24 protein-coding genes and 4 tRNA genes are annotated in these 23,995 nt (G+C 70.0%); 20 read left to right on the top strand and 8 right to left on the bottom strand.

Features of this window, described 5'->3' with window-relative positions:
- Positions 1-23 precede the first annotated feature (23 nt).
- The gene (locus HQQ79_RS12380; protein ID WP_017888627.1) at positions 24-512 is read right to left on the bottom strand and encodes a YajQ family cyclic di-GMP-binding protein; all 489 of its coding nucleotides are present in this window, start codon (positions 510-512) and stop codon (positions 24-26) included.
- A 197-nt stretch (positions 513-709) separates the two neighbouring features.
- Between HQQ79_RS12380 and HQQ79_RS12375 the strand changes: the two genes are divergently transcribed.
- The 5 genes from HQQ79_RS12375 (at position 710) to HQQ79_RS12355 (ending at position 3,269) form a co-directional block, all read left to right on the top strand.
- Positions 710-794: transfer RNA gene (locus HQQ79_RS12375), tRNA-Tyr, on the top strand.
- Between the two features lie 58 nt (positions 795-852).
- A complete protein-coding gene (locus HQQ79_RS12370; RefSeq protein WP_173034651.1) occupies positions 853-1,683 on the top strand; it encodes an inositol monophosphatase family protein in 831 nt (276 codons plus the stop codon).
- Between the two features lie 148 nt (positions 1,684-1,831).
- The gene (locus HQQ79_RS12365; RefSeq protein ID WP_173034649.1) at positions 1,832-2,998 is read left to right on the top strand and encodes a M23 family metallopeptidase; all 1,167 of its coding nucleotides are present in this window, start codon (positions 1,832-1,834) and stop codon (positions 2,996-2,998) included.
- 93 nt (positions 2,999-3,091) lie between these two features.
- Positions 3,092-3,163: transfer RNA gene (locus HQQ79_RS12360), tRNA-Thr, on the top strand.
- Between the two features lie 32 nt (positions 3,164-3,195).
- A tRNA-Met gene (locus tag HQQ79_RS12355) sits at positions 3,196-3,269 on the top strand.
- Between the two features lie 93 nt (positions 3,270-3,362).
- Here the strand turns inward: HQQ79_RS12355 and HQQ79_RS12350 are convergent.
- Together HQQ79_RS12350 and HQQ79_RS12345 are read right to left on the bottom strand one after the other, a co-directional pair.
- A complete protein-coding gene (locus tag HQQ79_RS12350) occupies positions 3,363-5,258 on the bottom strand; it encodes an ABC transporter ATP-binding protein (RefSeq protein ID WP_173034647.1) in 1,896 nt (631 codons plus the stop codon).
- A gap of 112 nt (positions 5,259-5,370) precedes the next feature.
- The gene (locus HQQ79_RS12345; RefSeq protein WP_071406316.1) at positions 5,371-5,769 is read right to left on the bottom strand and encodes a hypothetical protein; all 399 of its coding nucleotides are present in this window, start codon (positions 5,767-5,769) and stop codon (positions 5,371-5,373) included.
- A 131-nt stretch (positions 5,770-5,900) separates the two neighbouring features.
- Between HQQ79_RS12345 and HQQ79_RS12340 the strand changes: the two genes are divergently transcribed.
- From HQQ79_RS12340 to HQQ79_RS12330, 3 genes are read left to right on the top strand one after another with little or no spacing between them, the layout of a single operon-like run.
- A complete protein-coding gene (locus HQQ79_RS12340) occupies positions 5,901-6,350 on the top strand; it encodes a MaoC family dehydratase N-terminal domain-containing protein (RefSeq protein ID WP_111056273.1) in 450 nt (149 codons plus the stop codon).
- On the top strand, positions 6,347-6,772 hold the full coding sequence (locus HQQ79_RS12335) for a MaoC/PaaZ C-terminal domain-containing protein (RefSeq protein ID WP_027466539.1): 426 nt from the start codon (positions 6,347-6,349) through the stop codon (positions 6,770-6,772). The genes HQQ79_RS12340 and HQQ79_RS12335 overlap by 4 nt, the downstream gene beginning before the upstream one ends.
- 2 nt (positions 6,773-6,774) lie before the next feature.
- Positions 6,775-7,803: a UDP-N-acetylmuramate dehydrogenase gene (locus tag HQQ79_RS12330; RefSeq protein ID WP_083404381.1), complete on the top strand. Its 1,029-nt coding sequence runs from the start codon at positions 6,775-6,777 to the stop codon at positions 7,801-7,803.
- Positions 7,804-7,904: 101 nt separating this feature from the next.
- On the opposite strand, the gene HQQ79_RS12325 is transcribed toward HQQ79_RS12330, so the two are convergent.
- A complete protein-coding gene (locus HQQ79_RS12325; protein WP_173035294.1) occupies positions 7,905-9,131 on the bottom strand; it encodes a pyridoxal phosphate-dependent aminotransferase in 1,227 nt (408 codons plus the stop codon).
- Positions 9,132-9,283: 152 nt separating this feature from the next.
- Here HQQ79_RS12325 and HQQ79_RS12320 point away from each other — a divergent pair.
- The 6 genes from HQQ79_RS12320 to HQQ79_RS12295 all read left to right on the top strand — a co-directional run bounded on the left by HQQ79_RS12320 (position 9,284) and on the right by HQQ79_RS12295 (position 12,904).
- Positions 9,284-9,356, top strand: a tRNA-Trp gene (locus HQQ79_RS12320).
- 20 nt (positions 9,357-9,376) lie between these two features.
- Positions 9,377-9,655: a preprotein translocase subunit SecE gene (gene secE, locus HQQ79_RS12315; protein ID WP_027466364.1), complete on the top strand. Its 279-nt coding sequence runs from the start codon at positions 9,377-9,379 to the stop codon at positions 9,653-9,655.
- A 135-nt stretch (positions 9,656-9,790) separates the two neighbouring features.
- A complete protein-coding gene (gene nusG / locus HQQ79_RS12310) occupies positions 9,791-10,840 on the top strand; it encodes a transcription termination/antitermination protein NusG (RefSeq protein WP_071406319.1) in 1,050 nt (349 codons plus the stop codon).
- A 158-nt stretch (positions 10,841-10,998) separates the two neighbouring features.
- Positions 10,999-11,430 (top strand): 50S ribosomal protein L11, encoded by a 432-nt coding sequence (gene rplK, locus HQQ79_RS12305; protein ID WP_017888638.1) that lies wholly within the window; start codon positions 10,999-11,001, stop codon positions 11,428-11,430.
- Positions 11,431-11,520: 90 nt separating this feature from the next.
- The gene (gene rplA, locus HQQ79_RS12300) at positions 11,521-12,210 is read left to right on the top strand and encodes a 50S ribosomal protein L1 (protein WP_017888639.1); all 690 of its coding nucleotides are present in this window, start codon (positions 11,521-11,523) and stop codon (positions 12,208-12,210) included.
- A gap of 85 nt (positions 12,211-12,295) precedes the next feature.
- On the top strand, positions 12,296-12,904 hold the full coding sequence (locus HQQ79_RS12295; protein WP_027466366.1) for a Pr6Pr family membrane protein: 609 nt from the start codon (positions 12,296-12,298) through the stop codon (positions 12,902-12,904).
- Positions 12,905-12,927: 23 nt separating this feature from the next.
- Here HQQ79_RS12295 and HQQ79_RS12290 read toward each other — a convergent pair whose 3' ends face one another.
- Entirely contained in the window at positions 12,928-13,506 is a 579-nt protein-coding gene (locus HQQ79_RS12290; protein ID WP_254066283.1) for a YqaJ viral recombinase family protein, read from the bottom strand.
- A 160-nt stretch (positions 13,507-13,666) separates the two neighbouring features.
- On the bottom strand, positions 13,667-14,878 hold the full coding sequence (locus HQQ79_RS12285; protein ID WP_110863395.1) for an ROK family transcriptional regulator: 1,212 nt from the start codon (positions 14,876-14,878) through the stop codon (positions 13,667-13,669).
- A gap of 144 nt (positions 14,879-15,022) precedes the next feature.
- On the opposite strand from HQQ79_RS12285, the gene HQQ79_RS12280 reads away from it, so the two are divergent.
- The 6 genes from HQQ79_RS12280 (at position 15,023) to HQQ79_RS12255 (ending at position 21,434) form a co-directional block, all read left to right on the top strand.
- Positions 15,023-15,769, top strand: a complete 747-nt coding sequence (locus tag HQQ79_RS12280; protein ID WP_173034643.1) for a sugar phosphate isomerase/epimerase — start codon at positions 15,023-15,025, stop codon at positions 15,767-15,769.
- Positions 15,766-16,917 carry a Gfo/Idh/MocA family protein gene (locus HQQ79_RS12275; RefSeq protein ID WP_173034641.1) on the top strand — a complete coding sequence of 384 codons (1,152 nt, stop codon included), beginning with the start codon at positions 15,766-15,768 and terminating at the stop codon, positions 16,915-16,917. Before HQQ79_RS12280 ends, HQQ79_RS12275 begins: the two co-directional genes overlap by 4 nt.
- A 114-nt stretch (positions 16,918-17,031) precedes the next feature.
- Positions 17,032-18,333: a sugar ABC transporter substrate-binding protein gene (locus HQQ79_RS12270; RefSeq protein WP_071247367.1), complete on the top strand. Its 1,302-nt coding sequence runs from the start codon at positions 17,032-17,034 to the stop codon at positions 18,331-18,333.
- A 180-nt stretch (positions 18,334-18,513) separates the two neighbouring features.
- A complete protein-coding gene (locus HQQ79_RS12265; RefSeq protein ID WP_027466372.1) occupies positions 18,514-19,509 on the top strand; it encodes a carbohydrate ABC transporter permease in 996 nt (331 codons plus the stop codon).
- Positions 19,502-20,341 (top strand): carbohydrate ABC transporter permease, encoded by an 840-nt coding sequence (locus HQQ79_RS12260; protein ID WP_027466373.1) that lies wholly within the window; start codon positions 19,502-19,504, stop codon positions 20,339-20,341. The genes HQQ79_RS12265 and HQQ79_RS12260 overlap by 8 nt, the downstream gene beginning before the upstream one ends.
- A 139-nt stretch (positions 20,342-20,480) precedes the next feature.
- Positions 20,481-21,434: a biopolymer transporter Tol gene (locus tag HQQ79_RS12255; RefSeq protein WP_173034639.1), complete on the top strand. Its 954-nt coding sequence runs from the start codon at positions 20,481-20,483 to the stop codon at positions 21,432-21,434.
- A gap of 131 nt (positions 21,435-21,565) precedes the next feature.
- Here the strand turns inward: HQQ79_RS12255 and HQQ79_RS12250 are convergent, their stop codons facing one another.
- Complete coding sequence (locus tag HQQ79_RS12250) at positions 21,566-22,243, bottom strand: ABC transporter ATP-binding protein (RefSeq protein ID WP_027466375.1); 678 nt, start codon at positions 22,241-22,243, stop codon at positions 21,566-21,568.
- A 101-nt stretch (positions 22,244-22,344) separates the two neighbouring features.
- Positions 22,345-23,880: an ABC transporter permease gene (locus tag HQQ79_RS12245; protein ID WP_173034637.1), complete on the bottom strand. Its 1,536-nt coding sequence runs from the start codon at positions 23,878-23,880 to the stop codon at positions 22,345-22,347.
- Positions 23,881-23,995 lie beyond the last annotated feature (115 nt).

Genomic DNA, 23,995 nt, shown 5'->3' with positions numbered 1-23,995 from the left:
GTGTCGTTCGCAGGGGCCGCGGGTCAGCGGAAGTTGATGAACTGCAACGGGACGTCGAACTCTTCACCCTTGAGGAGCTGGATCGTGTTCTGCAGGTCGTCACGGCTCTTCGACGAGACGCGGAGCTCGTCACCCTGGATCTGGCTCTTCACCGTCTTCGGGGCGTTGGCCCGCAGGAACGCGCCGATCTTCTTCGCCACGTCCTGCTCGATGCCGTTCTTGAACTTCACCTCGATGCGGTACTCCTTGCCCGAGGGGTACGGGTCGCCGGCGTCGAGGCTCTTCAGGCTGATGTTCCGCTTGATCGCCTTGCTCTGCAGCACGTCGAGGACCGCCTTGGCGCGCTCTTCCGAGTTCGCCTTGATCAGGACGTCCTCGCCGCTGAACGCGACCGAGGCGTCGGCACCCTTGAAGTCGTACCGCTGCTCGATCTCCTTGGCCGCCTGGTTGAGGGCGTTCTCCGCCTCCATCTTGTCGACCTTGCTGACCACGTCGAAGGAACTGTCTGCCATGCGGAACAGCCTAACGGCGGTGGGCCCACGTCGCCGGTTCCCGGACGACGCGCCAGCGGCGTCCGGGCCGTGCCGATGGGGAGGGAGGCCCGGTTCCGGTCGCGCGGATCGGCTCGCGGTGGTCACGACCACCGTCAGCCATCCGCTATGCTTTTGTGCGCGCCTTCGGTTGGTGATCACACCGGCTGGGTGCGCATGGCAAGTTACCCAAGCGGCCAAAGGGATCTGACTGTAAATCAGCCGGCGTAGCCTTCGGGGGTTCGAATCCCTCACTTGCCACCATCTGATCGGCCCCGTCCACTGCGGACGGGGCCGATGGTGTTTCCGGGAGGATGGGTGCATGGCATCCGACCCCACACCGTCCCAGTTCGCCGAACTCGCCGAGTCGATCGCCCGTGACGCAGCGGCGCTGGCCGCACGCCGCCGCGCCGAAGGGGTCGAGGTCGCGGACCGGAAGTCGAGCATCGTCGACGTGGTCACGGCCGCCGACCGCGAGGTCGAGGCACTCATCCGCGCCCGCATCGCCGAGGCCCGCCCCGACGACGCCTTCCACGGCGAGGAGTCCGGGTCGGCCTCCGGTGCCTCGGGCATCACCTGGGTGGTGGACCCGATCGACGGCACGGTCAACTACCTGTACGGCAGCGCCGAGTACGGCGTGAGCATCGGCGTCGTGCGCGGCGCACCCGACCCGATGACCTGGGAGCCGATTGCGGGCGTCGTCGTGGCGCCCGCGACGGGCACCGTCTTCCGCGCGGCCGTCGGCCAGGGAGCGACCCGTGACGGGGAACCGTTGTCCGTCGCCGCGCCCGGCTCGCTCGCCGAGACGCTCGTCGCCACCGGGTTCGGGTACACGGCCGACCGTCGCCGCGAGCAGGTCGCGGTGCTCGCCGGACTCATCGGCGAGGTGCGGGACATCCGCCGCGGGGGAGCGGCGTCGCTCGACTGCTGCGCCGTCGGAGCGGGCGTGGTGGACGCGTACTACGAGCGCGGGATCAACCCGTGGGACATGGCCGGTGGCGCCCTCGTCGCGCAGGAGGCCGGCGCGGCCATCCGCATCTGGGAGGCCGGAGGGACGCGCTCCTTCCTGTTCGCGAGCCCCGCCGTCGCCGACGAACTCGAGGCCCTGGTGCGTGGTCTCGAGGCCGGTGCGCTCGGAGCCGTGCGGGCCTGACGACGTGCCGATCCCCGGGTCCGGGGGTGCCAGGCGGACCTGACCACGACTGGCGACCTACGACCTCGCCTGCTAGCGTGCTCAGGTCCCGTTATCTGCTCGTTACCAACGAGTGAGCCCTTATCTGATCAGGATCGCCACCGCACGCATGCCCCGTACTCCTCTGTCGTCCGCTCCCACCGACGGTTCCGTCGACGCCGCCACCCCGGTCGTCCACCAGACCCGACGCGCTCGGATCGAGGCAGAGCGAGCCGCGGCGAAGGGCACGGTCGTGGCGCAGGACTCGACGGGTCCGAGCTTCGACGACGTGATCGGTGCGGTCACGCCGGGAACCCCCGCGGCCCCCGTGTCGCCGATCGACCTCGCACCGGCATCGCCCGTGCGCCCGGCCTCCAGCATAGTGACGCCGCCGGCACCCACCTCGCCCGTCGTGCACGCCCGGCGGGTCGCCCCCGCTGCCTCCGTCGCCCCGGCGTCGCAGCCGCGTCGTGTCGCGGGGCAGGTCCCCGCATCGCGCCGCCGCAGCAGCCGTCCGGCCACGAAGACCCCGGTCGACCGCGCGACCCGTCACATCCGGTCCACGGCCCCCACGACCGCCGCAGCAGCGCGGTCCCCGAAGCAGGGCGCGTCGTTCCGCCGGTCGGCCTCCCGTGTGACCGCGATCGGCGCCCTGCTCTTCGCAGCAGGCCTGGTCGTCTCGACGTCGCTGCCGGCCCAGGCGCTCTGGGTCCCGGAGTCCGGCTCGACCGCGGCCCGTGCCAGCTCGGGTGCCACCCAGTCGATGCAGGTCGGTGCCGCTGCTGACGGGTCGACCGCCCGTGACCAGTTCACGGTGTCCGACGCCACGCAGTACGCGAACGTCGACTCCTCGACCTTCACGAACGACCCGACCGGCACCATCCAGTGGCCCTTCCTGACCGGCGTCCCGATCACCTCGGGCTTCGGTGGACGCCAGGTCGCCGGGTGCTCGTTCTGCTCGACGAACCACATGGGCATCGACTTCGCCCCGGGCGAGGGCACCCCGATCGGCGTCATCGCCGCCGGCACCGTGATCAAGGTGCAGGCGAACGACGGCGGCTTCGGCAACGACGTCTGGGTCGAGCACGACGTGGACGGCAAGCAGTTCGTCAGCGTCTACGGCCACATGGAGGACAACTCCTTCAAGGTCGTCACCGGCCAGCACGTCGAGGTCGGCGACATCCTCGGTCTCGTCGGCAGCACGGGCAACTCCACGGGCCCGCACCTGCACCTCGAGGTGCACGTCGACGGGGTCCCGGTGGACCCGCTGGCGTGGCTCCGGACCAACGCGAACTAGCGGCCCACGACGCGGCACGCCCGGGCGTCTCGTCCGGTTCCGGAGCAGCGTCGGAGGTCTGCTATCCTCGTGTGGTGCCGTTCGCGGCACATCGCCCCGATAGCTCAGTGGTAGAGCACCTCCATGGTAAGGAGGGGGTCGTCAGTTCAATCCTGACTCGGGGCTCCGACCCGGTGCGCGTGCCGCTCCGGATCTCTGGCGGGGTAGCTCAGTTGGTTAGAGCACACGACTCATAATCGTGGGGTCGCGGGTTCAAGTCCCGCCCTCGCTACACGCAAGGCCCTCTCGTCCAGGATCCCCTGGGTCAGGGGGCCTTCTCTGTTGCCGGCCCCACTTCGATTGCTGGGGTCCACCCACCGCGCGTTCAGTCCGCCGCCGGCACATCGGCCGCGACGTTCTCCTGCGCGGCGAACTGGGTGCGGTGCAGCTCCTCGTACCGGCCACCCGCGGCCAGCAGTTCGTCGTGCGTGCCACGCTCCACGATCGATCCGTCCTCGACCACCAGGATCACGTCCGCGCTGCGGATCGTGGAGAGCCGGTGCGCGATCACCATCGCCGTCCGCCCCTCGAGCGCCTCGCCGAGCGCAGCCTGCACCGCTGCCTCGGACGTCGAGTCGAGTGCCGCCGTCGCCTCGTCGAGGATGACGACGCGTGGCTGGGCGAGCAGGAGCCGGGCGATCGTCATCCGCTGGCGCTCGCCCCCGGACAGCCGGTAGCCGCGTTCGCCCACCATGGTGTCCAGCTGGTCGGGGAGTGACCGGATGAGCGGCTCGAGCCGCGCACGGCGGACGGCGTCCCACACCTCGTCGTCGGACGCCTCGGGCCGTGCGAACCGCAGGTTGGAGCGGATGGTCTCGTGGAACAGGTGGCCGTCCTGCGTCACCATGCCGAGGGTGTGCCGCATCGAGGCGAACGTGACGTCGCGGACGTCCGCCCCGGCCAGCCGCACCGCGCCGCTGTCGACGTCGTACAGGCGCGCGAGCAGCTGTGCGACCGTGGACTTGCCGGCCCCGGACGAGCCGACCAGGGCGACGGTCTGCCCCGGCTCGATCCGGAAGGACAGTCCGTGCAGCACCTCCTCGCCGCCGCGGGTGTCGAGCGTGGCGACCTCCTCGAGCGAGGCGAGGGACACCTTGTCGGCAGACGGGTAGGCGAACCGGACGTCGTCGAACTCGACGGAGACGGGGCCGTCGGCGATGGTCACCGCGTCGGGCTGCTCCCGGATGAGCGGTTCGAGGTCGAGCACCTCGAAGACGCGCTCGAAGCTGACCACGGCGCTCATGATCTCCACCCGCGCGTTCGCCAGGCTCGTCAGCGGGGCGTACAGCCGGGTGAGCAGGAGCGCCAGGGTGACGACCTCGCCGGTGTCCAGCCGGCCGGCGAGCGCGAGGAAGCCGCCGAGCCCGTAGACGAGCGCCAGGGCGAGCGCGGAGACGAGCATCAGCGCGGTGAAGAAGACGAACTGCAGCATCGCGGTCCGGACACCGATGTCGCGGACCCGGGCGGCACGGACGCGGAACTCCTCGGCCTCTTCGTCGGGTCGGCCGAACAGCTTGACGAGGGTGGCGCCGGGAGCCGAGAAGCGCTCGGTCATCTGGGTGCTCATCGCGGAGTTGTGGTCGGCGGCCTCGCGGCGCAGGGCGGCGAGGCGGCTGCCCATCCGGCGTGCGGGCACCAGGAAGACCGGGAGCATGACGACGGCGAGGACCGTCACGAGCCACGAGGTGCTGAGCATGACGATCAGGGTGAGGACCAGCGCCACGAGGTTCGTGACCACGCCGGACAGCGTGCCGCTGAAGGCCTGCTGGGCGCCGATCACGTCGTTGTTGAGGCGGCTCACGAGCGCACCGGTCCGGGTGCGGGTGAAGAACGCGATGGGCATCTTCTGCACGTGGTCGAAGACGGCGGTGCGGAGGTCCAGGATCACACCCTCGCCGATGCGCGCCGAGTACCACCGCGTCGTCAGCGACACGGCGGCGTCGGCCACGGCCACCAGGGCGATGACCACGGCGAGCCGGACGATCGTCGAGACCTCTCCGCGGGCGACGATGACGTCGACCACCTGCCCGGCGAGGACCGGCGTCGCGACCGCGAGGAAGGCACCGACGACGGAGAGACCGATGAACACCAGCAGCTTCGCCCGGTACGGCACCGCGAACGTCAGGATCCGCCGGACGGACGCGCGGGAGAACCCGTGCTTGCCGCCCTGCGCGGACGAGATCTTGTACAGCGAGCTCCAGGCTGCGCTCTCCATGCTCATGGCGGTTCCTTTCCGGGGCCCCTGGCCCAACCTAGATGGCTGGCCGGGTCCCCGGTGACCGCTCCTGTGGCGGTGCGCCGCGCGGCCACCCGCCGGAGGCCGTCGGGCCGGCCTACTGCGTGCGGTGGGAGCCGGTGTCCGTGCGCGTCGCGAGCACCCCGGCCGCACGGAACGCGTCCTCGACCGCGGCGGTGACCTGCTGCCAGGCGGCCCGTCGCCGGTTCGCCCCGATGCTGCCGCCCGACACGGCCGTGCCGTGCCCGGCCCGGCGCAGGGTGATCGTGGTGGTGGCGCCGTCCACGACCGTCGACAGCTCGTACCGGCGGTACTCCCGGGCCGGCTGCACGAGCGCACCGAGCAGGATGGTGAGCGTGCGGCTGCCCGCCGTCGCGGTCATCGTGCCACCCGTCGACTCGACGTGGTGGCCCGTGCGGCGCAGCGCGGCGGCCGCGACCTCCATGGCGGTGCACCGGTCTCCCGTGTGCACGGCGAACTCCGTCGTGGTGTCCATCGGCCCTCCCCGTCCCGAACGAACCCGTGCCGCACGGCACGCTCCGATTCCCCCGAATCGGTCTCAGACAGTCTAGCTGAAGCGTTCTCATCGATCACCGGCCTCCGGACGGGCCTCGGTAGACTGCCGTGGTGTCAGTGAACCCCGAGCTCGTCGGCAGGACGTTCCCGCCGGCCCAGCCCTACCTGGTCGGCCGCGAGAAGGTGCGCGAGTTCTCGCGTGCGGTCTTCGCGACCAACCCCGTCCACCACGATCCGGGCGCCGCACGTGCCGCCGGGTACGACGACGTGGTCGCGCCCCCGACGTTCGCCGTCGTCGTGCAGGAGGCCACGCTCGCGCAGCTCCTGAACGAGCCCGACGCCGGCATCGACTTCTCCCGCGTCGTCCACGGCGAGCAGTCCTTCACGTACGACCGGCCGATCGTCGCCGGTGACGAGCTCACCGCGACCCTGACGGTCACCAGCGTGAAGACCCTCGGCGGCAACGCGATGGTCACCGCCCAGAGCACCATGAACGACGCCGAGGGGGAGCACGTCGTCACGGCGACCTCCACCCTCGTGGTCCGAGGAGACGACGCATGACCGCCGCACCCGCCACCGCGCTCGAGGTCGGCACCGTCGTCGCCGAGCGTGACGTGCACATCACGCGCGACTCGCTGGTCCGGTACGCCGGCGCCTCCGGCGACTTCAACCCGATCCACTACCGCGACGACGTCGCCGCCTCGGTCGGCCTGCCCGGTGTCCTCGCCCACGGCATGCTCACGATGGGCATCGCCGTCCAGCCGGTCGCCGAGTGGCTCGGCGACAGCGGCTGGGTCGCGGGCTACGGTGTCCGCTTCACGCGCCCCGTCGTCGTCGACCCGGAGCAGGGTGCCACCGTCGGCATCGTGGCGAAGGTCGGCACCGTCGACGAGGACGGCCGGCCGAAGCGCATCGACCTCACCGTGACCGCCGCCGGGCAGACCGTGCTCGGCAAGGCGCAGGTCACGGTGGTGTTCCGCTGACCGTGTCCGAGCCGGTGCTGGCCGACCTGACGACGCTCCGCGTCGGCGGGGCCGCCACCCGGCTGCTCACGGCCACGACGACCGACGAGCTCGTCACCCACGCGCTCGACGCCTTCGACGACCACGAGTGGCTCGTCCTCGGCGGCGGCAGCAACCTGCTGGTCGCCGACCAGGGCTTCGACGGCACCGTCGTGCTGGTCCGGACGACGGGCGTCGACGCCGACCGCGACGCCGACGGCGTCACGGTGCGCGTCGCTGCGGGGGAACCGTGGGACCCGTTCGTCGCCACGACCGTCGCGAACGGCTGGACCGGCCTGGAGGCCCTCAGCGGCATCCCGGGCACGGTCGGTGCGTCCCCGGTGCAGAACATCGGCGCCTACGGGGTCGAACTCGCCGACGTGCTCACCCGGGTCGAGTTCCTCGATGCGGCCACGGGGGAGCGCGCGTGGGTCCCCGCAGCCGAGCTGGCGCTCGGCTACCGCACGTCGACCCTCAAGCACGGTCGGCGCGGTGTCGTGCTGACGGTCGAGTTCCGGCTCGGGCTCGCGGGGGAGCACGGTGTGCCCGTGCGCTACGCGCAGCTCGCCGGTTCGCTCGGGGTCGAGCTCGGTGCGCTCGTGCCGCCCACGACCGTCCGCGACGAGGTCCTGCGGCTGCGCGGCTCGAAGGGCATGGTGCTCGACGGGGACGACCACGACACCTGGAGCGCCGGGTCGTTCTTCACCAACCCGATCGTCTCGCCGGCGTTCGCCGAGACCCTGCCGACGGACGCGCCCCGCTGGCCCGCGGGTGACGACGTCAAGCTCAGTGCCGCGTGGCTCATCGAGCACGCCGGCGTGCACCGTGGCTACGCGGTGCCGGGCTCCCGTGCGGCGATCTCGTCGAAGCACACCCTCGCGCTGACGAACCGCGGCGGGGCGACGGCCGCGCAGGTGGCCGAGCTCGCACGGTTCGTGCAGGTGACCGTCCTGAACCGGTTCGGCGTCTCGCTCGTCCCGGAACCCGTCGTGGTGGGCGACCTGCTCGGCTGATCGTCCGCCCGACGGGACGGACGAGCACGACGCACCACGGGCCTCCCGGCACACAGAACGGGCCACCTCGACGAGGCGGCCCGTTCTGTGTTCGGCGAGGTCTACGCGAAGAACGCCGCCAGCCGGGCGACGCCCTCGGCGATGTCGTCGTCGCCCAGCGCGTACGACAGGCGCAGGTAGCCGGAGGGGCCGAAGGCCTCACCCGGCACGACCGCGACCTCGGCGTGCTCGAGGATCAGGTCGGCCAGCTCGAGCGTGGTCGTCGGGGTGGTGCCGGCCCACTCGCGGCCGAGCAGCGCGGTGACGTCCGGGTAGACGTAGAAGGCTCCCTGCGGGGTCGGCGTGCGGAAGCCCGGGATCGCGTTGAGGCCGTCGACGATGGCCTTCCGTCGGCGGTCGAAGGCCTCGCGCATGGCGGCGACGGGCTCCTGGGGACCGGTCAGGGCGGCGATCGCGGCGCGCTGCGACACGTTCGAGACGTTCGACGACAGGTGCGACTGCAGGTTCGACGCGGCCTTGACGGCGTCGGTCGGGCCGATGAACCACCCGACGCGCCAGCCGGTCATCGCGTAGGTCTTCGCGACGCCGTTCACCAGGATCGTGGTGTCGGCGAGGGCGGGGACCTCGGCCAGGATGCCGGCGAAGCGGACCCCGTCGTACACCAGGTCCTGGTAGATCTCGTCGCTGATCACCCAGATGCCGTGCTCGAGTGCCCACTCGCCGATGGCCCGGGTCTGCTCGGCGGAGTACACGGCGCCCGTGGGGTTCGACGGCGAGCAGAACAGCAGTGCCTTGGTCGCCGGGGTGCGGGCGGCCTCGAGCTGCTCGACCGTCACCAGGTAGTCCTGGTCGCTGCCGGCGAAGACCTCGACCGGCTCGCCGCCGGCCAGCCGGATGGCCTCGGGGTAGGTGGTCCAGTACGGCGCGGGCAGCAGGACCTCGTCACCGGCGTCGACGATGGTCTGGAACGCCTGGTAGACCGCCTGCTTGCCACCGTTCGTGACGATGACCTGCGACGGCTCGACGGTGATGCCGGACACCCGGGCGGTCTTGTCGGCGATGGCCTGCTTGAGTTCGGGCAGGCCGGTCGCGGGCGTGTACCGGTGGTTCTTCGGGTCCTGCGCGGCAGCGACGGCCGCGTCGACCACGTGCTGCGGGGTCGCGAAGTCGGGCTCACCGGCGGCGAACGAGATCACCGGACGCCCGGCGGCCTTAAGCGCCTTGGCCTTCGCGTCGACCTTGAGCGTCGCGGACTCGGCGATGGCCGCGATGCGGGACGCGATGCGCGGACGATCGGCCGGCGCGGTGGCGAGGGTGTCGGCGGACACGTGGGCGGTGGACTCGGGGCCTGGGGCTGCGGTGCTCACGGGGTCAAGCCTACCGGCGCGGCACGCCGTGGAAGGGGCCAAGTGGACACCGTGTGACGGACTCCCGTAGACTCGTCCACCGGAACGCGGATCGGTGACGAACCGTGTTGCGAAGGGCGGTGGCTCAATTGGTAGAGCAGCGGTCTCCAAAACCGCAGGTTGCAGGTTCGAGTCCTGTCCGCCCTGCAACTCTGGAAGGGTAGAAGTTGGCGAGCAAAGACATGGAGACGACGGCGGACGACGTCGTCGCCAAGGCGAAGCAGGACCGGGCCGAGCGCCGCGGGCCCATCGCTGCCATCGTGCTCTTCATCCGGCAGGTGATCGGCGAACTGCGCAAGGTCGTGACGCCGACCCGCAAGGAACTCTTCAGCTACACGGGCGTCGTGCTCGTGTTCGTCGTCGTCATGATGATCCTGGTCTCGATCCTCGACTTCGTGTTCGGTCTCGGCGTCGGGTACGTCTTCGGCAACGGGCCCACGGCCTGACCCTGACGTCGACTGCCGTGTGCGGTCGTCCTCGAGGAGTACGGTCGCCCGAGACGGCGTCGATCGTGACGGCGTCGCTCGTGACCGTGAACGAACGCCAACCCGACCCGAACCACCGAACGGAAAGAATCGACTGTGTCTGACAACTCCCGCGATGACATCGACCTCGCGACGGCTGCCGAGCAGTCCTCCGAGGTCGAGGAGAACCAGGAAGGCGACGTCGAGACCGGCGAAGGACGCTCCGTCGAGTCCGCTGAAGAGCGTGCGATCTCGATCGAGGGCGACGACGACGAGTCCCTCGGCCTCAGCTCCGAGCCCGACGACGGCACCGTCGACGCCGGCCTCGACGAAGCACTGACGGCCCTGCAGGAAGCCCGCGACCCCGAGGCCGACGCCGTCGTGGACGACGCCCTCGAGATCGACTCCACCGACGAGGCCGAGGCCGCCGTCGAGGCCGTCGAGGACGAGGAAGAAGTCGAGCTCGAGTCCGAGACCGCCGCCGAGGCGAACGAGACGCTCGCCGCCGACGAGGCACTCGACGCCGAGGACGAGGACGACGAGCCCGCCGAGGTCGACCCGTACGAGGCCTTCAAGGCCGAGCTGCGGATGAAGCCGGGCAAGTGGTACGTCATCCACTCCTACGCGGGCTTCGAGCGCCGCGTGAAGTCGAACATCGAGAACCGCATGGTCTCGATGTCGATGGAGGACTACATCTACCAGGTCGAGGTCCCGATGGAGGACGTCGTCGAGATCAAGAACGGGCAGCGCAAGCTGGTCACCCGCGTCCGGATCCCCTCGTACGTGCTCGTCCGCATGGACCTCAACGAGGACTCGTGGTCCGTCGTCCGGCACACCCCGGGCGTCACCGGCTTCGTCGGCAACGCGCACAACCCGACGCCGCTCCGTTTCGACGAGGCGTTCGGCATGCTCAAGTCCCTCGTGCAGGTCGCCGAGGCCGCCCCGACCAAGGGTGGCGCGAAGGGCAGCGGCCTGCAGGCACAGCCGGCAGCCGAGGTCGACTTCGAGATCGGCGAGACGATCACCATCAAGGAAGGCTCGTTCGCGGGCCTGCCGGGTTCGATCTCCGAGATCAAGCCGGAGAGCGGCAAGCTCACCGTCCTCGTCTCGCTGTTCGAGCGCGAGACCCCGGTCGAGCTCAGCTTCGACCAGGTCACCAAGCTCTAGCGACCACCCAGCTGTAGCGATCACCGAGATCGACTACACTGAACGGGTTTGGGCCCGCGCGCCTCGTGCGAGCGGGCCTTCACCGCTGTCCGGAACGGCCGGACCAGCGGGAGAGTGCACGGGTCCCCGTGTGTTCGATTCCAGGAGGAAGACAAGTCATGGCACCGAAGAAGAAGGTCACGGGCCTGATCAAGCTGCAGATCAACGCGGGAGCCGCCAACCCGGCCCCCCCGATCGGTCCGGCGCTCGGTCAGCACGGCGTCAACATCATGGAGTTCTGCAAGGCGTACAACGCGGCGACCGAGTCGCAGCGTGGCAACGTCGTGCCGGTCGAGATCACCGTCTACGAGGACCGTTCGTTCACGTTCGTCCTGAAGACCCCGCCGGCCGCCGAGCTCATCAAGAAGGCTGCTGGTGTGCAGAAGGGGTCCTCGACCCCGCACACGGTCAAGGTCGCGAAGATCTCGATGGACCAGGTCCGTCAGATCGCCGAGACCAAGCAGGCCGACCTGAACGCCAACGACATCGAGCAGGCCGCGAAGATCATCGCCGGCACCGCACGCTCGATGGGCATCACGGTCGAGGCCTAAGCACCGATCGGGCTCCGGCCCACCACCAGACACCTTTCCGTGGGAGAGCCTCGCCGGCTCGCCAACCACGTATCTCGCAAGGAGACCACCATGGCGAAGAAGTCCAAGGCCTACCAGGCCGCGGCCGCGAAGATCGAGGCCGACAAGTTCTACACCCCGACCGAGGCCGTCGCCCTGGCCAAGGAGACCGGTTCCTCGAAGACCGACTCCACGGTCGAGGTCGCGCTGAAGCTCGGCGTGGACCCCCGCAAGGCCGACCAGATGGTCCGCGGCACGGTCATCCTGCCGCACGGCACGGGCAAGACCGCCCGGGTCATCGTCTTCGCGACGGGTGCGGCTGCTGAGGCCGCCATCGCCGCCGGTGCCGACGAGGTCGGTGGCGACGAGCTCATCGCGAAGGTCGCCGAGGGCTACACCTCGTTCGACTCCGCCGTCTCGACCCCGGAGCTCATGGGCAAGGTCGGTCGTCTCGGTAAGGTGCTCGGCCCGCGTGGCCTCATGCCGAACCCGAAGACCGGCACCGTGACCCCGAACGTGGCGCAGGCCGTCAACGACATCAAGGGCGGCAAGATCGAGTTCCGCGTCGACAAGCACGCCAACGTGCACTTCGTCGTCGGCAAGGCCTCGTTCACGCCGGAGCAGCTCGACGAGAACATCTCGACCGCGCTCGAGGAGATCAACCGCCTCAAGCCGTCGTCCTCGAAGGGCCGTTACGTCATGAAGGGCGCCGTCTCGACGACCTTCGGCCCCGGCATCCCGCTGGACGTCAACAGCATCTGAGTCGAGAGACTCGTGGAAGGGCCCGCACCGGTAACGGTGCGGGCCCTTCCTGCACGTCGTCGCCGTGTGCCGGTACCGTGGAGCCGTGCGCACCCTCGTGAACTCGCTCCGACTGATCGCCGTCATCGCCATCGTCGTCGCGGTCGTGGCGCAGTGGCTCGAGAGCTCGCAGACCCCGACCTACTCGTTCTGGAACTTCTTCGGCTACTTCACGATCCAGTCGAACCTGATCGTCGCCGTGGCCCTCGCGGTGACGCTCGTCGCCGCAGCCCGACGCAAGCGGGCGGACCTCGCCGTCTCGGTGCTCCGTGGCGCCGCGACGGTGTACATCGCGACGACCGGCATCGTCTACAACACGCTGCTCACGGGCGCGAACGTGTCGGCCTCGGTGCCGTGGTCGAACGACATCGTGCACAAGATCATCCCGGTGTACGCGGTGCTCGACTGGCTGCTGTTCTCGGACCGTGCGCGGCTGCTGCTCCGCCACGTGTGGTGGTTCCTGCTCTACCCGGCGGTCTGGACCACCGTGGTGCTCGTCCGTGGCGCGACCGACGGGTGGGTGCCGTACCCGTTCCTCGATCCGGCGCAGGGCTACGGCGTCGTCGCGATCTACGTGGTCGGGATCGCGGTCTCGATCACCCTGCTCGGCATCCTCGTCGTGGGGATGAGCCGGCTGCGGCTGGTGAAGGTCTAGCTGGTGGCGGTCCAGCAGACGGGCTAGGAGCGGAAGCCGCGGAGCTTGTCGAGCACCAGGTCGGCGAGCTGGACGAGCCCGCGGATCTGGTCGTCGTCGCGGTCGACCCAGCGGCACTCGGGCTCGTCGGCGACCGGCACGAACCCGTCGTGGCGTTCCCAGACGAACAGGGTGCGGTCGGCACCGAGCACGTACTGCTGCCACCAGATCTGCCGGAGGTAGTGCCGGGGGATGCTCCGCCAGGCCTTGCCGGTGGTCTTGATCTCGGCGAGCACCACGCGGGACGACTCGTCGACCCCGACGCCGTCCGGGGTGGCGAGGTGGGCGCGGTTCGCAGCGGCGTGGAACAGGTGCGCCGAGGGCTGGATGCCGTGGGTGGCGGCCACCCAGGCGGCGATGACCGGTTCGCGGTCCTTGCCGTGCTCGGTGAACGCGTTGCCGGAGAAGCGGGAGCCGTAGCGCTTCTCGGTGACGACGGCGTCGACGGCGCGCAGCGAGGCGAGCCGGGCGACGTCGGTGGCGGTGATGCCCATGGCGCGGGCGCGGAGCCAGGCGACGCGGTCCGAGGAGTGCGCGACGATGCGCTCGGTGTGGCCGCGCAGGGCGGTGAACGCATCACGCGCAGCCGGGACCGGCGCGGACGACTCCAGACCGGGGTCCAGGTCGCCCCACAGGGTGGGCTGCACGATCGTCACCCGACGATTGTCCCCCCGACCACCGGCAAGACCGAAACCGACGCGCTCACGCGACCGCGGGTGTGCGTCAGGAGACCAGTTCGCGGCCCTCGGCGAACGCGACCAGCTCGTCGACGCCGGCGGGGGAGAGGGCGTACCCGATGGCGAGGGCCGCAGCCCCCTGCAGCGCGGCGAGGGACCCGGCGCGGGACTGCACGATGACGAGGTGCTCACTGGCCAGGGGCATCGAGCGGGAGTAGACGACCTCGCGGACGCCGGCGAGCAGGTGCTCACCGGCCTGCGTGATCGAGCCGCCGAGTGCGATGACGGACGGGTTGATGAGCGAGATGCAGGTCGCCAGGACCTCGCCGATGTCGCGACCGGCCTGTCGCACGGCGTAGATCGCGTCGAGGTCCGACCGGTTCACCAGGTCGATCACGTCTGCACCCGTGTGTACGTCGTGCCCCTTCGCGCGGAGTGCGCGGGCGATGGCCGGACCGGAGGCCACGGCCTCCAGGCAGCCGGTGTTGCCGCAGTGGCAGGGGACGTCGCCGGCGCGGGAGACCCGCACGTGGCCGATGTCACCCGCGGTGCCCTGGGCGCCGCGCTGCAGCCGGCCCTCGGAGACGATGCCGGACCCGATGCCGGTGGCGACCTTCACGAACAGCAGGTGGTCGACGTCCGGCCAGCCGTGCTCCCGCTCACCGAGGGCCGCGATGTTGACGTCGTTGTCGAGCAGCACGTGGGCGGCGATGTGCTGACGGAGCCACGAGGGCACGTCGAAGCCGTCCCAACCGGGCATGATCGGCGGGTTGGCCGGGCGGCCGGTGGAGAACTCGACGGGCCCGGGGACCCCGATCCCGATCGCGATGACGTCCTGCCGGCTGCGCCCGACCTCGGCGAGCAGGTCGTCGATCGTCTCGACGAGCCAGGACAGCGTCGGCACCGGACCGGCGGCGATGTCGATCCGGGCCTCGCGGGTGGCGAGCGGCGCCGCGACCAGGTCGGTGACGGCGACGCGACCGTGTGAGGCGCCGAGGTCGGCGGCGATCACGAGCCGGGCGCGGGGCTTCAGCGCCACCTGGGCGGGCGGGCGACCGCCGGTGGAGACGGCGGTGTCCACGGCGCCGACCAGCCCGATGTCGATCAGGGAGTCGAGGCGCACGCCGATGGTGGAGCGTGCGAGTCCTGTCAGTGCGGCGAGCTCGGCCCTGGTGCGCGGCACGCCGTCGCGGAGGATCTGGAAGAGCTCGCTCGTCCCGACCGGAGGCGACGCTGCCGTCCGGTTCAAGTCGACCATGTGGGGAGTGAAGCACACATCGTTCGCGCCACGCAATGAAGTCCGTCGACATTCCTCGGACTTCTGCTTGACCGCCGACAAAAGTGCTCGTAGTGTGACGATCGGTCAGTGACGACCGCACCATCTCGACGAGGAGAACCCCTGGTGACCCAACCGCTCTCGGTCCAGCTCTACACGGTCCGCGATGCCCTCAGTGCTGATCTGCCCGGCACCCTGCAGCGCATCGCCGACATCGGCTACACGAACGTCGAGGCCTTCGGCTTCGTCGACAACGCCGACGAACTCGCCGCCGCCCTCCGCGACGCCGGCCTCGCCGCCCCGAGCGGCCACGCCCGTCTGCTGGACGCCGGCGAGCAGGACCTCGAGCGCATCTTCCACGCCTCCACCACCCTCGGCTTCGGGACCCTCATCGACCCGCACATCGACGAGTCCCGCTGGACCACCCGCGAGGACGTCGAGGCGATCGCCCGCGAACTCAGCGCCCTCGCCCCGCGCGCCGCCGACCACGGCCTGGTGCTCGGCTACCACAACCACGCGTTCGAGTTCTCGAACCGCATCGACGGTGTCAGCGCCTACGAGGTCTTCGCCGACGCCCTGTCCGACGACGTCGTGCTCGAGCTCGACACCTACTGGGTGCAGGTCGGCGGGGACGACCCGGTCGCGGTCATCGGCAAGTACGGCGACAAGGTCCAGTTCCTGCACGTCAAGGACGGCGACGGCTCGCACGACGACAAGCAGCAGGTCGCCGTCGGCAACGGCATCATGCCGATCCGCGAGATCATCGCCGCGGCGCCCGATGCACTGCACGTCGTCGAGCTCGACGACCACGAGGGTGACGTCTTCCAGGCCGTCGCCGACTCCTACACGTTCCTCGAGGGGGCCCGCGCATGACCGACACCACGACCGCTGCCGCAACGGCGACCGACAGCAGCACCCGCACCGGCCCCGTCGGCGTCGGCGTCATCGGCGCCGGGGTCATCTCGGACCAGTACCTGTCGAACCTCACCGTCTTCCCTGACGTGACGGTCCGCTTCATCGCCGACATCGACCTGCCGCGCGCCGCCGCCCAGGCCGAGAAGTGGGGCGTCCCCGGATCGGGCACCGTCGAGGAGCTCCTGGCCGACGACGACATCGAGATCGTCGTGAACCTGACGATCCCGGCCGCCCACGTCGAGGTCGCGCTGCAGGCCCTGGCCGCCGGCAAGCACGTCTGGGGCGAGAAGCCCTACGCCCTCGACCGTGCCAGCGCCGCCGAGCTCCGCGACGCCGCGGCCGCCGCGGGCAAGACCGTCAGTGTCGCCCCGGACACGTTCCTCGGCGCCGGCCTGCAGACCGCGCTCCGCACCATCCGCGACGGCCGCATCGGCACGCCCCTGAACGGCCTGACGCTCTTCCAGAGCCCCGGACCCGAGTCGTGGCACCCGAGCCCCGAGTTCCTCTTCGCCTACGGCGCCGGTCCGCTGTTCGACATCGGCCCGTACTACATCACCACCCTCGTCCAGACGTTCGGACCGGTGAAGAAGGTCACGGCGACGGCGTCGAAGTCCCGCGCCACCCGCACCATCGGCTCCGGGCCGAAGGCCGGCACCGAGTTCCCGGTGGACGTCCCGACGAACCACTCCGCGCTGATCGAGTTCGAGAACGGCGGGAGCGCGCAGAGTGTGTTCTCGTTCGAGTCCGACCGCGGCCGCACCGGCTTCGTCGAGATCGCGGGGGAGACCGGCACCGTCGTGTTCCCCGACCCGAACAACTTCGACGGCGACACCGAGCTGTACGCCCTCGGTTCCGAGGAGCCCGAGACGATCCCCGCGGTCGGCTCCACCTACTCGCGCGGCACCGGCGTGGTCGACCTGGCCCGCTCGCTGCGGGCCGGCGACGAGAACCGCGTCCCCGGTGCGCTCGCCTTCCACGTCCTCGACGTGATGGTCTCCATCGCCGAGGCGGCAGAACGTGGCGAGGCGGTGCTCGTCGAGAGCACCGTGTCGCCCTCCCCGACCCTCCCCGAGGGCTGGGACCCCGCGGAACGCACCCTGGCCTGACCGCCAGGGCGCTGCCCGCAACCCACAGCAGCACCCGACCAGCACCATCCGCAGCACCAGCTCCACTCCTGCACCATCCCCTGCACCATCTCAACGACGAGAAAGTAGAGAGTCATGCGCACTGCCATCCGCGCACTGGCCATCACCGCGGCCGCCGCACTCACCGTGTCCGGCCTCGCAGCCTGCTCCTCCGGATCGTCCGGCGACTCCGGCGACTCCAAGACGCTCACCTACTGGGCGTCCAACCAGGGCACGTCCCTGCAGAACGACAAGGAGGTGCTGACCCCCGTCCTCAAGAAGTTCACCAAGGAGACCGGGATCAAGGTCGACCTCCAGGTCATCGGCTGGAACGACCTGCAGAACAAGATCCAGACCGCCGTCACCTCGGGCCAGGGCCCGGACGTCGTCAACATCGGCAACACCTGGGCGACCTCGCTCCAGGCCACCGGCGCCTTCCAGGAGTTCGGTGACGCCGAGATGAAGGCGATCGGCGGCGAGGACAAGTTCGGCAAGGTCGCCCTGTCCACCGGTGGCGCGCCCGACAAGACGGTCACGAGCGTCCCGCTCTACGGCCTCGCCTACGGCCTGTACTACAACAAGAAGATGCTGTCGGACGCCGGCATCACCCCGCCCACCACGTGGGAGGAGATGGTCTCCGACGCCGAGAAGCTGACCAAGGGTGACACCTACGGCTTCAGCCTCGCGGGCGGTTCGTACACCGAGAACTCGCACTTCGCGTTCATCAACTCGGCGCAGAACGGTGGCGAGTGGTTCGACAAGGACGGCAAGCCGACCTTCACCTCGAAGGCCAACGTCGACGGCATCAAGCGCTACCTCGACCTGATGCAGGACTCGAAGGTCGCCAACCTGTCGAACGCGCAGTACGACAACGCGACGCAGTCCACCACGGACTTCGCGAAGAAGAAGGCCGCGTTCATCCTCAACCAGAACAACGCGAACGCGACCATCGAGTCCCTCGGCATGAAGTCGGACGAGTACGGCGTCGTGGCGCTGCCCGCTCCGAGCGGTGGCGAGCAGATCGCCTCGTTCCCGGCTGGCATCAACCTGTCGGTCTTCAAGAACACGAAGAACAAGGACGGCGCGCTCAAGTTCGTCAAGTACATGACGAGCATGGACACGCAGACGACGCTGGACAAGCCGTACTCGGCCCTGCCGGTGCTCGCCGAGGCTGCTGACTCCGTCACGGACGAGCAGACGAAGACGTTCCTCGACATCTACAACAACAAGGCGAAGCCGCTCCCGCTGGTGCCCGCGGAGGACCAGTTCGAGTCCACGGTCGGCAAGGCGATGAACGACATGTTCGCCAAGATCGCGACCGGTTCCAAGGTCTCCGAGGCCGACATCAAGTCGGCACTGCAGACCGCCCAGGACCAGGTGTCCCAGGCCGCCGGTTGATCCACCCTGGAGGCCCGGGTCGCGTCCGACGGACGCGCCCGGGCCTCCGCCCCTGACGTTCCAGGGCCGACCACCCGTCGGCCGTGAGGCACACGCCCCACGCACCCCGCGCCTCCCGGCCGCTGCCACGGCCCGCGCGGACCGCACCTGCACGCCCCTCCTGCCGAAAGGCCCCACCAGATGTCCACGACGGTCCTGCCCGACTCGGAGCGCATCGACCTGACGCACACGAAGGCCCCGACGATGTCGGGCCGTCCGCCAGGTCGCAAGCGCAAGACCCACTGGCTGCCCTACGCGCTCGTCGCGCCGGCCATCCTGTTCGAGCTGCTCATCCACATCGTCCCGATGCTCACCGGCATCTGGATCTCGTTCATCCAGCTCACCAAGTACTTCATCGCGAACTGGGGTGCCGCGCCCTTCGCCGGGTTCCGGAACTACCAGGTCGTCGTCGACTTCGACCAGGCGATCGGCCGTGGGGTCCTCAACTCGTTCCTCATCACGTGCGCCTTCACGGTCCTCGTGGTCGGGCTCTCCTGGACCTTCGGCATGGCCGCAGCGGTCGCGCTGCAGAAGCCGTTCGCCGGACGCGGGCTCTTCCGCACCCTGTTCCTCGTGCCCTACGCGCTGCCGATGTACGCCGGTGTGATCACCTGGAAGTTCATGTTCCAGCGTGACTCGGGGGCCCTGAACCACCTGCTGGTCGACCAGCTGCACCTGTTCGGCGGGGACGCCCCGTTCTGGCTCATCGGCAACAACGCCTTCGTCGCCGTCGTCGTCGTGGCGATCTGGAAGACCTGGCCGTTCGCGTTCCTGATGCTCATGGCCGGTCTGCAGTCCGTCCCGAACGACGTCTACGAGGCCGCCTCGGTCGACGGTGCCAAGCCGTTCCGCCAGTGGCGCTCGATCACGCTGCCGATGGTCCGCCCGGTCAACGTGACGCTCGTGCTCGTGATGTTCCTGTGGACGTTCAACGACTTCAACACGCCGTTCGTGCTGTTCGGCTCGACCGCCCAGCCGCCCGCCGCGGACCTGCTGAGCTTCCACATCTACAACGCGTCGTTCATCACCTGGAACTTCGGTTCCGGTGCCGCGATGAGCGTCCTGCTCCTGCTCTTCCTGCTCGTCGTCACCGGCATCTACCTCGCCGTGACCAACCGGAGGTCCGTCCGTGCGTGAGACAACTGGCGCCAAGTCCTTCAAGATCATCACCCTGGTCGTCCTGACGCTGTTCACGGTCGTGCCGCTCTACGTGATGATCACCACAGCCATCAAGCCCCTCGGCGACGTGCAGGACAACTTCACGTGGATCCCGTCGAGGATCACCTTCCAGCCGTTCATCGACATGTGGTCGACGGTGCCGCTCGGCCGGTACTTCGTCAACTCGCTCGTGGTCTGCACGGTGGCGACGGTGTTCTCGCTGATCATCGCGACGTTCGCCGCCTACGGTGTCTCGCGCTGGAACTTCAAGGGCAAGAGCACCTTCACCACCGCGGTGCTCTCCACGCAGATGTTCCCCGGCGTGCTGTTCCTGCTGCCGCTGTTCCTGATCTTCACGAACCTCGGCAACACCCTGGGCATCCAGCTCGTCGGCTCGTGGCTCGGCCTGATCATCACGTACCTGACCTTCACGCTGCCGTTCTCGATCTGGATGCTGGCCGGGTACTTCGAGACCATCCCGCGCGAGCTCGACGAGGCCGCGATGGTCGACGGTTCGGGCCCGATGGGTGCGCTGTTCCGGGTCATCCTGCCGTCGGCCCGCCCGGGTCTGGTGGCGGTCGGGATCTACTCGTTCATGACGGCCTGGGGTGAGGTCCTCTTCGCCTCGGTCATGACGAACGGCCTCGGTTCGACCCTGGCGGTCGGTCTGCAGCAGTACTCGACGCAGACGAACGTGTACTGGAACCAGGTCATGGCGGCGTCGCTCGTCGTGTCGATCCCGGTCGTGGCCGCGTTCCTCGTGGTCCAGCGCCAGTTCGTCGCCGGCCTGACCGCCGGTGCCGTGAAGTAGGCGGTCGCCCCTTCCGCAAAACACCGGTGTTCGCGCTCGACGCCCCCGCATGACGCGGTGCGCAGCGTGAACACCGGTGTTTTGCCGTTCCCCACCGACCCCACGACCCCGACCACCCGGCGACCGACAGGATGGAACCATGAGCGACGAGACCCGAGGGCGGCAGCTGCTGCCCGGACAGACCAGCCGCGTGCACGTGTACGACGTCGAATCCCGCACCTCGCGGCTCGTGTTCGAGTCGGCCACGGTGCTCGTCGAGGCACCGAACGTCCTGGACGCCGAGACGCTGGTGCTCAACGGCGACGGCGACCTGTGGCTGCTGCGGCTGCCGTCGGCCGACAGCGGCACCGGCACCGTCCTCGACGAGACCGCGCTCGTGCCGGTGCCGATGGACGGCGTCGACGAGATCAACAACGACCACGTGCTCGAGCCGTCCGGCAGCTGCATCGTGGTGAGCGCCCGCGACGGCGAGCTCTACCGCGTCCCGCTGCCCGAGGGCGGTCCCGCGACCCGGATCACCGACGTCGCAGCGGCCCTGCCCACCAAGCGGAAGTTCTACCTGCACGGCATCGCCCCCGACGGCAGCGCCCTCGCCGCGATCGTGGGGGAGCTGTCCGAGGACGGCGTCTGGACGACCGACGTCGCGATGGTCGACCCGGAGACCGGCGAGCCGACCTTCGTCACGCGGGACGAGCACCCCGACGACGGCTGCACCATCAGTCCGGCCGGCGGGATCCTGCTCTGGAACACGGAGCGGTTCACCCCCGGCACCGCGCAGCTGGCCGTGCGCTGGCCCGGGCACGACAGCCCGGTCCGCCTGACGAACGACGACCGGGTGAACTGGTTCCCGCACCTGTCGCCGGACGGCGCGCACCTGCTCTACCTGTCGTACGAGCCCGGCGTGCAGGGCCACCCGGCGGACCACCGCGTTGAACTCCGGCTGCTGCCGGGTTCGCTCGTCCGCGGCGCACGGATCGCGGTCCGGCCCGAGACCCTGGTGGCCCTCGACGGCGGGCAGGGGACGGTCAACGTGCCGCCGTGGGCCCCCGACTCGGCGTGGTTCGCGTACTGCGACTACCCGGTGGCCGGGTAGCGGCGGCGCCGGGGCGGCGGCGTCCTCACGCGCTGTGCGACAGTCCACGCGCCGTCGGACGCGTGGACTGTCGCTCAGCGCGAAACCGGACGGACACCCCGCCGCTCCGCCGCCCGCCGCCCCGCCGCCCGCTAGACCTCGCGGACCTGCCCCTGCTTGATGTGCAGGCGACGCTCGGCACGCTTCGCGACCCACGAGTCGTGCGTGACGATGACGACGGTCAGGCCGCGCTCCCGCCACTGCTTCTCGATGAGCGCCATGATCTCGTCGCGGGTCGACTCGTCGAGTGCACCCGTCGGCTCGTCGGCGAGCAGCACGCTCGGGTTCTTCACCAGCGCCCGGGCGATCGCCACGCGCTGCTGCTGTCCGCCGGACAGCTCGGCCGGCAGGTGCTCCATCCGCTCACCCAGTCCGACCTCGCGGAGGGCAGCGACCGCACGCTCGCGGACCTCGCTCCGGGACCGGTTCGCGAGGGACCCCGCGAACGCCGTCTCGACGTTCTCGAGCGCCGTCAGCGTCGGGATCAGGTTGAAGCTCTGGAACACGAAGCCGATCTCGGTCGCCCGCAGGTCGGTCAGCGCGCCGTCGCCGAGCTTCGCCACGTCGCGGTCGCCACCGAGGTGGATCGACCCGGCACTCGGCCGGTCGAGTGCTCCGAGCATCTGCAGCAGCGTCGACTTCCCGCCGCCGGTCGGCCCCTGGACGGCCACGAGTTGCCCCTGCGGGATCGTCAGGTGGACGTTCGTCAGGGCGGTGACGGTCCGGTTCTTCTGCTTGTAGGTCTTGCTGACGTTGGTCAGCCGGTACATCGGACTGGAGGCACGGCTCGCCTCCGCCTCGCCGGTCGCGGTGTCGGTGCTGGTCACGGTTGCTCCTGTCGTCGGTTCGGTCGTGTCGGTGCGGCCGGGCATCAGGCCACACTCCGGAGCGCCTCGGCCGGACGCAGCCGGCTCGCACGCCAGCCGCCGAGCGCGCCGGCGATGAGGCCGCCGAGGATCGCGAGGCCGATCGCCAGCAGGATGATCTCGACGGTCACCGGGGCGTGCAGGACCACGTCGGTCGTCGACGCGGTGCTCGCGCCGCCGCCGAAGCCCCCGGCCGGTGCACCGCCCGTCGTGCCGCTGCCCGCGGCCGCGGTCGCCGCGCCGCCGGGCATGCCACCACCGCCACCGGCACCCCCGCCGGTCGTGCTCGAGGCGCTCGCCGAGATCGTCGGGCTGATGACGTTCACGACGAGGATGCCGATCAGGCCGGCCGCGGCACCGAGCACGCCGCCGATCAGGCCCTGCACCAGGGACTCGCCGGCCACCTGTCGGGTGATGCGGCCGTTCGACCAGCCGATCGCCTTGAGCGTCCCGAACTCGCGGGTGCGGCGGGTCACGCCGGAGATCGTGAAGAGGATCGCGATGAGGAACGCCGCGGCGAGCACGACGATCGACAGCCACCTGCCGAGGTTCGAGACCAGGCTCGACGCGGTGCTGAGCGACCCGGACACGCTCGATGCGAGGTCGGCCTCGGTGGAGACGGTGGCGCTCGTCAGCTTCGCCTGCAGTGCGGACTTGATGGTGCTGACGTCCGACGACGACTCGGCGGAGACGTAGATCGAGGTGACCTTGCCGTCGAGGTCGGCCAGCGCCTGCGCGGTGTCGAGCGGGATGTAGGTGTTCGAGCCCGTGGTCGAGGCCGAGCCGGTGGAGCTGACGATGCCGATGACGGTGAAGTCCGTGCCGCCGATGTCGACGGTGTCGCCGACCGCCTTCGACTCGCTCTTCGCGTACGACGCATCGAGCACGACGACGTCCTTGCCCGCGTCCTTCGCGGCGAAGGTGCGCCCCTTCGTGAGCTCGGTGCTCGTGAGCGGACCGACCGTCGCGCCGGACACCGGGATGCCGGTCACCGTGAACGAGTCGACGCTGAACGACCCACCGCCGAACCCGCCGCCACCGCCGGTGTCCCCGCTCGGCGGGCCCTGCTGGGTCGTGCTGTCGCTGCTGGAGTCGCTGCTGCTGTCGTCGGTCGACTGCTGCTGGACCTGGCCGGAGAACGTGCTGTTCTCGAGGGTCAGGACACCCGTTGCGGCCTTGACGCCGTCGGTGCTCGTGATCGTGGACAGGTTCGCGGCGTCCAGGGTGCTCGTGCCGCGCGCGACCGCGAGCCGCGACTGCGACAGGTCGGTCGAACCGCTGTCGTCGTCGCTGTCGCCCTGGCTGCCGAAGTCGAAGCTCGGACGCCCGCCGTTCGTCGACGCCGTCGCGGTCTTGGTGACGGTGATGTCGGTGCCGACGCCGTACACGGACCGCAGGACGCTCGACTGCGCTGCCTGCACGCCACCCGAGATCGACGACACGATCACCACGAGGGCGATGGCCAGGGCCATCCCGATCGCGATGATGACCGTCTGCTTCTTGCGGTTCGTGAGTTCGCGCCTGAGGTAGGTCAGGAACATGGTTCTCCTCGGTGGTGGCCGGCTGGGGTCACCGGCCGCGCAGAGCACGCGGCGGGGCCGACGGAGGAGAACCTAGGCACGCTGTCGATGACCGGCCCATCGCGGACCTATGAGG

Source organism: Curtobacterium sp. VKM Ac-2852, from assembly GCF_013205045.1.
GTDB lineage: Bacteria > Actinomycetota > Actinomycetes > Actinomycetales > Microbacteriaceae > Curtobacterium > Curtobacterium flaccumfaciens.
Note: the sequence above shows the minus strand (reverse complement) of the source record. Positions and strands in the feature narration are given on the sequence as shown.